The following is a 6,378-nucleotide window of genomic DNA, read 5'->3' on the forward strand; positions in this document are numbered from 1 at the left end:
GCCATGCGCATCGGCACCACGCTGACCAACTACACCATCAACAAGCAGAAGGGCTTCCAGGGCGCCAGCGGCACCTTCACCGGCCTGCTCAACGACATCGCCGTGGCCTGCAAGCGCATCGCGGACCTGGTCAACAAGGGCGACCTGGTCGGCGTGCTCGGCGCGGCCGATACGGAGAACGTGCAGGGCGAGCAGCAGAAGAAGCTCGACGTGATCAGCAACGACCTGATGATCGAGGCGCTGCAGCACAACGGCCACATCGCCGGCCTGGCCTCGGAGGAAATGGACGAGATCCACCAGCTGCCGAAGGGCGCGCGCCGCGGCAACTACCTGGTGCTCTGCGATCCGCTCGACGGCTCGTCGAACATCGACATCAACGTCTCGGTCGGCACGATCTTCTCGATCCTGAAGGCGCCGGAAGGGGTCGAGAACCCCGATGAGGCCGACTTCCTGAAGCCCGGCACCGAGCAGATCGCCGCCGGCTACTGCCTGTACGGCCCGGCGACGATTCTCGTCCTCACCACCGGCGACGGCGTCAGCATGTTCACGCTCAACCGCGACTTCGGCGAGTTCCTGCTGACCCGCGAGCACGTGCGCATTCCCGAACAGACCGCCGAGTTCGCCATCAACATGTCCTACCGGCGCCACTGGGACTCACCGGTGGAGCGCTACATTTCCGAGTGTCTCGAAGGCAAGGACGGCCTGCGCGGCAAGGATTTCAACATGCGCTGGGTGGCCTCGATGGTCGCCGAGGTGCACCGTATCCTGACCCGCGGCGGCATCTTCATGTACCCCTGCGATGCGAAGATCCGCGCTGCCGGCAAGGACGGCAAGCTGCGCCTGATGTACGAGGCCAACCCGATGGCGATGATCGTCGAGCAGGCCGGCGGTGCGGCCACGACCGGAACGCAGCGCATCCTCGAGGTCGCGCCGCAGGAAATCCACCAGCGCGTGCCGGTCATCCTGGGCTCACGGGCCGAGGTCGAGCGCGTGGAGGCCTACCACGGCTGAACACGCCGTCGGGCCGCGGCGCCGGCGTTGCGGCCCGGGCGCTACTGCGGGTCCTCGTCCCGGGCGGTCCTGTCGTCGATCAGGCCCTTTTCCTCGAGACGCTTCTGCAACTTGCCGACCTTGCTCTGCGCGTCGGCGGCGAAGACGAGCGCCATGGCCGCGGCCATGAAGGCGATGATTTCCATATCGGTCTCCCGGTGGGTCCGGCCGGGCTGGATGGCCGCCCGGCCGGCAGGGTTCAGTCCAGTTCCTTCAGCAGCGCGTCCATCGACGCGCGGGCGTCGCCGTAGAACATCCGCGTGTTGTCCTTGAAGAACAGCGGGTTCTCGATGCCGGAGTAGCCGGTGCCGCGGCCGCGCTTGCAGACGAAGACCTGGCGGGCCTTCCAGACTTCCAGCACCGGCATGCCGGCGATCGGACTGCCCGGATCGTCCTGGGCAGCCGGGTTGACGATGTCGTTGGCGCCGATGACGATGACCACGTCGGTCTGCGGGAAATCCTCGTTGATCTCTTCCATCTCGAGGACGATGTCATAAGGCACCTTGGCCTCGGCCAGCAGCACGTTCATGTGGCCGGGCAGGCGGCCGGCGACCGGGTGGATCGCGAAGCGGACCGTCTTGCCCTGGTCGCGGAGTCGCTTGGTCAGTTCCGACACCGCCGCCTGGGCCTGGGCCACGGCCATGCCGTAGCCGGGCACGATGACCACGTGGTCGGCGTCCTGCAGGGCTGCGGCCACGGCGTCGGCCCGGGCTTCGATCATCTCGCCGTCGACGGCCTCCGACGACGTGCTTTCGCCGCCCCAGCCGCCGAGGATCACCGAGATGAACGAGCGGTTCATGCCCTTGCACATGATGTAGGACAGGATCGCGCCCGACGAGCCGACCAGCGCGCCGGTGACGATCAGCAGGTCGTTGCCCAGCGTGAAGCCGATCGCGGCCGCCGCCCAGCCCGAGTAGGAATTCAGCATCGAGACCACCACCGGCATATCCGCGCCGCCGATCGCCAGGATCAGGTGGCAGCCGATCGCGCCGGCGATGATCGCGACCAGCAGCATCGTCCACAGGCCCGCGCCGTCGAGGTACAGGTAGCCCAGCGCGAAGCAGGCGACGATCGCGACCAGGTTCAGCAGGTGGCGGCCCGGCAATGTCAGCGCTGCCGAGCTCAATTTCCCGGACAGCTTGCCGTAGGCGATGATCGAGCCGGTGAAGGTGATCGCGCCGATCAGGATGCCCAGGAACAGTTCGACCTTCAGGATGCTCAGCTCCACCGGCGTCTTCTTCGCGATCGTCGCGGCAAAGCCGGCCAGCTCGCCGGCGGTCCCCGCGCTCTTCGCCGCCAGCGCGCGCACCATTTCCAGGTGGGCGTTGATGCCGATGAACACCGCGGCCAGGCCGACCAGGCTGTGGAAGCCGGCGACCAGCTCGGGCATCTGGGTCATCTGGACGCGCTTGGCGACGATCCAGCCGGCGATGCCGCCGGCCACGACCATCAGGCCGATCAGCACGTACTGGCCGATGCCGGCCGCGTCACCGGTCGCGGCAATGGTGGCGGCCACGGCCAGCGCCATGCCGACGATGCCGTACCAGATCGCGCGCTTGGCCTTCTCCTGGTTCGACAGCCCGCCGAGGGCCAGGATGAACAGCACGGCGGCGACCACGTAGGCCGCGCCGATGAGTCCATCCGAAATCAGTCCTTCGGAAATCATTCCTTCGTTCATCGTCGACTCCTCAGGACCGCTGGAACATGGCGAGCATGCGACGGGTCACCAGGAACCCGCCGAAGATGTTGACCGACGCCATCAGCACCGACAGCGCCGCCAGCAGCATCACCAGAAAACTGCCGGAGACGATCTGCAGCAGGGCCCCGACGATGATGATCGACGAAATCGCGTTCGTGATCGCCATCAGCGGCGTGTGCAGCGAGTGCGCCACGCCCCAGATCACGTGATAGCCGACGAACACGGCCAGCACGAACACGATGAAGTGCTGCATGAAGCTCGGCGGCGCCACCGTGCCCAGGCCAAGGATCAGCAGGCTGCCGATGCCCAGCATCAGGCCGGTGCGGTTCAGCGATTTCTTCAGCTCCTTCGCCTCGCGCGCAGATTTCTCTTCGGCCGTCTCTTCCGGCTCCTTCTTCTTCGGCTTGGCCGCGGCAATCGCCTTGACCTTCGGCGCCGGCGGCGGCCAGGTGATCGCGCCTTCGTGCGTGACCAGCGCGCCGCGGATCACGTCGTCGTCCATGTTCACGACAGGCCGGCCGTCCTTGTCCGGCGTCAGGTCGTCGAGCATGTGGCGGACGTTGGTCGCGTACAGGTTCGAGGCCTGGGTGGCCATCCGGCTGGGGAAATCCGTGTAGCCGACGATCGTCACGCCGTTGTCGGTCACGATCTTCTCGTCGGCCTTCGTCAGCGTGCAGTTGCCGCCGCGCTCGGCGGCCAGGTCGACGATCACCGAGCCCGGCTTCATCGCCTCGACCATATCCTCGGTCCACAGCTCCGGGGCAGGGCGGTTCGGGATCAGTGCGGTGGTGATGACGATATCGACGTCCGGGGCCAGCTCGCGGAATTTCTCCAGCTGCTTCTCACGGAACTCGGGACTGGAGGGCGCGGCGTAGCCGCCGGTCTCGGCGCCGTCCTTGGCCTTCTCTTCGAAGTCCAGGAACACGAACTCCGCGCCCATCGACTCGATCTGCTCGGCGACCTCGGGCCGGACGTCGAAGGCCAGCGTGATCGCGCCCAGCGACACGGAGGTGCCGATCGCGGCCAGGCCGGCCACGCCGGCGCCGACGACCAGCACCTTCGCCGGCGGCACCTTGCCGGCCGCCGTCATCTGGCCCATGAAGAAGCGGCCGAAGTTGTTGCCGGCCTCGACCACCGCGCGGTAGCCGGCGATGTTGGCCATCGACGACAGGGCGTCCATCTTCTGCGCCCGGCTGATCCGCGGCACCATGTCCATGGCCAGCACGGTCATGTTCTTCGCCTGCATCTTCTTCAGCAGGTCCTCGTTGGCCGCCGGCCAGACGAAGCCGATCAGCGTCTTGCCGTCGGGTGCGGCGGCGATCTCTGCCTCCGACGGCTCGCGAACCTTGACGATGATGTCGGCCTGGGACCACAGCTCGGCGGCGGTCGGAACCACCGTCACGCCGGCGGCCTCGTAGGCCGAATCCGGAATCGACGCCTTCGCCCCGGCCCCGGCCTCGACCAGGCACTCGTAGCCCAGCTTCTGCAGCCGGCCCGCGCTGTCCGGCGTCAGCGCCACGCGCGCCTCGCCCGGCGCGGTTTCCTTCGGTGCACCTACCTTCATCGAACGTCTCCTGGAATCCCTGATTTCCGCTCGACCGACCATTCGCGTCGGAGCGCGCCGGCGGGCCGAGTCAACCCCCGGGATGCTAGTCCACCCGGATGAACACGGCAACCCGACCGCGCCGCGCCGGCCCCGACGCCCCCTCTCCCCGGACCTGGACACCCATATCCCTTCCACCATATCGATTCAGGTTGTAGCCTCCTCTGAACATGGATACCCACATTTTTCTGGATCTGGACACCCACAGCCCTTTGTCTGGACACGGGAATCCAAGTCTTTTTCGGATTCGTGTAGATTATTTCCGGGGTGATGGGTGTCCACGTTGTTCACAATTTCGTCGGCCCCTGTGTCGACGAGGAATCTCGATACGGGAAGGTCTGCTGTGCGGTGTGTTAACGCGATCCTCTATTGCGCTACGGCATTTCTCGTCGCAGGCTGCAGCGGCCAGTACCCGATCGAAGGCGGGCACGCCGGCTCCGGCAGCGAGGCCGTCGATGAGCTGCCCGACCTCCGGTTCGAACGCCTCGCGGACGGTGTCTGGATGCATACCAGCTTCAAGGATATTCCGCCCTGGGGGGCGTTCCCCACCAACGGAATGGTGGTCGAAGTCGGCGAGGGCGACGCGGTGCTGGTGGATACGGCCTGGGATGAACCCCGAACCGCTGCGGTCCTCGACTGGAGAGTTATGGTGATTTCTGGTGTACGAGGGATCTGAAAATTGGGTGGCGTATCCTGTTGGTTGATCACGACCAAGATCACAACCAACAGAAAAGGATACGCCATGAACCAGTCTACTCTTTCGGCGGTAGAGCCGCCAGTTTCTGATCTTTCGGACCCCCTGCACAGCCTGATTCGACAGGGCGCGCGGGAACTGATTGCGGCCGCCGTAGAGTCCGAGCTGGAGGCCATGCTCAAGCACCATCAACATCGATGTGATGACCAAGGGCGTCGGGCGGTGGTGCGCAACGGTTATCTGCCCGAACGCACCATCCAGACCGGCGTCGGCGACGTCGAGGTCCGGGTGCCCAAGGTGCGAGACCGGAGCGGATCCGGGATCAAGTTCAACTCCAGCCTGCTGCCGCCGTATCTCAAGCGTGCACGCAGCCTCGACGAGTTGATTCCGTGGCTCTATCTGCGTGGCGTGTCGACCGGTGACTTCCAGGAAGCGCTGCAGGCACTGGTGGGTGATCAGGCCAAGGGGCTGTCGCCGAACACCGTGGCGCGCCTGAAGGCGGGCTGGCTGGAAGAGCATGTCCAGTGGCGGCGTCAGGATCTGAGCCAGAAGCACTACGTCTACCTGTGGGCGGACGGCGTCTATAGCCGGGTCCGGATGGACGACAAGCTGTGCTTGCTTGTGATCGTCGGGGTCACCGAGCATGGCCGCAAGGAGCTGGTGGCGGTCGAAGACGGCTATCGGGAGTCCGAGGCCAGCTGGCACGAGGTGTTGACCGACCTGCGCAGCCGGGGCCTACAGCGACCACCCAAGCTCGCCATTGGCGATGGTGCGCTGGGCTTCTGGGCAGCGCTGAACAAGGCGTTCCCGGATACTCGTCACCAGCGATGCTGGGTGCACAAGATCGCCAACGTGCTCAACAAGTTGCCCAAAGCGGTCCAGCCGAAGGTCAAGTCCGCGCTGCATGACATCTATCTGGCCGAGACCCGCGAGGCGGCCCACCAGGCTTTCGATCGTGCGCTGGCGCGCTTCGGCACGAAGTACCCCAAGGCCATGATGTGCCTCGAGAAAGATCGCGACGACCTGCTGGCCTTCTACGACTTCCCGGCCAAGCACTGGGTCCATCTGCGGACCACCAATCCGATCGAGTCGACCTTCGCGACGGTGCGGTTGCGAACTCGCAAGTCGCGCAACTGTGGCTCACGCGACACCACGCTGGCCATGGTGTTCAAGTTGTTGCAATCCGCGGGGCGTCGATGGAAACGAATCAAGGGCTTCCAGTTGCTGAGACTGGTCGTCGATAACGTCGAGTTCCGAGATGGAGAACAGGTCGTTGATCAACCAAAGCACGCCGCTGCCTGATCGCTCGTACACCAGATTTGACAATAACTC

General features: G+C 65.4%; 6 protein-coding genes. 3 read left to right on the forward strand and 3 right to left on the reverse strand.

Annotated elements, in window-relative coordinates; genetic code table 11:
* Positions 1 to 3 precede the first annotated feature (3 nt).
* Positions 4 to 1,011, forward strand: a complete 1,008-nt coding sequence (locus tag HFP89_RS04610; protein WP_168716471.1) for a class 1 fructose-bisphosphatase — start codon at positions 4 to 6, stop codon at positions 1,009 to 1,011.
* A gap of 41 nt (positions 1,012 to 1,052) precedes the next feature.
* Here HFP89_RS04610 and HFP89_RS04615 read toward each other — a convergent pair whose 3' ends face one another.
* The 3 genes from HFP89_RS04615 to HFP89_RS04625 are packed head-to-tail and all read right to left on the reverse strand — an operon-like array spanning position 1,053 to position 4,313.
* Positions 1,053 to 1,196, reverse strand: a complete 144-nt coding sequence (locus HFP89_RS04615) for a hypothetical protein (protein WP_168716472.1) — start codon at positions 1,194 to 1,196, stop codon at positions 1,053 to 1,055.
* Positions 1,197 to 1,249: 53 nt separating this feature from the next.
* A complete protein-coding gene (locus HFP89_RS04620; protein WP_240956004.1) occupies positions 1,250 to 2,728 on the reverse strand; it encodes an NAD(P)(+) transhydrogenase (Re/Si-specific) subunit beta in 1,479 nt (492 codons plus the stop codon).
* A 10-nt stretch (positions 2,729 to 2,738) separates the two neighbouring features.
* Positions 2,739 to 4,313 carry a Re/Si-specific NAD(P)(+) transhydrogenase subunit alpha gene (locus HFP89_RS04625; protein ID WP_168716473.1) on the reverse strand — a complete coding sequence of 525 codons (1,575 nt, stop codon included), beginning with the start codon at positions 4,311 to 4,313 and terminating at the stop codon, positions 2,739 to 2,741.
* A 313-nt stretch (positions 4,314 to 4,626) separates the two neighbouring features.
* Here HFP89_RS04625 and HFP89_RS04630 point away from each other — a divergent pair, with 313 nt between their 5' ends.
* Together HFP89_RS04630 and HFP89_RS04635 are read left to right on the forward strand one after the other, a co-directional pair.
* The gene (locus HFP89_RS04630) at positions 4,627 to 5,028 is read left to right on the forward strand and encodes a hypothetical protein (RefSeq protein ID WP_168716474.1); all 402 of its coding nucleotides are present in this window, start codon (positions 4,627 to 4,629) and stop codon (positions 5,026 to 5,028) included.
* A 66-nt stretch (positions 5,029 to 5,094) separates the two neighbouring features.
* Positions 5,095 to 6,348 carry an IS256 family transposase gene (locus HFP89_RS04635; protein WP_168716478.1) on the forward strand — a complete coding sequence of 418 codons (1,254 nt, stop codon included), beginning with the start codon at positions 5,095 to 5,097 and terminating at the stop codon, positions 6,346 to 6,348.
* Positions 6,349 to 6,378: the final 30 nt, after the last annotated feature.

Source organism: Wenzhouxiangella sp. XN79A (genome assembly GCF_012272825.1).
Lineage (GTDB): Bacteria > Pseudomonadota > Gammaproteobacteria > Xanthomonadales > Wenzhouxiangellaceae.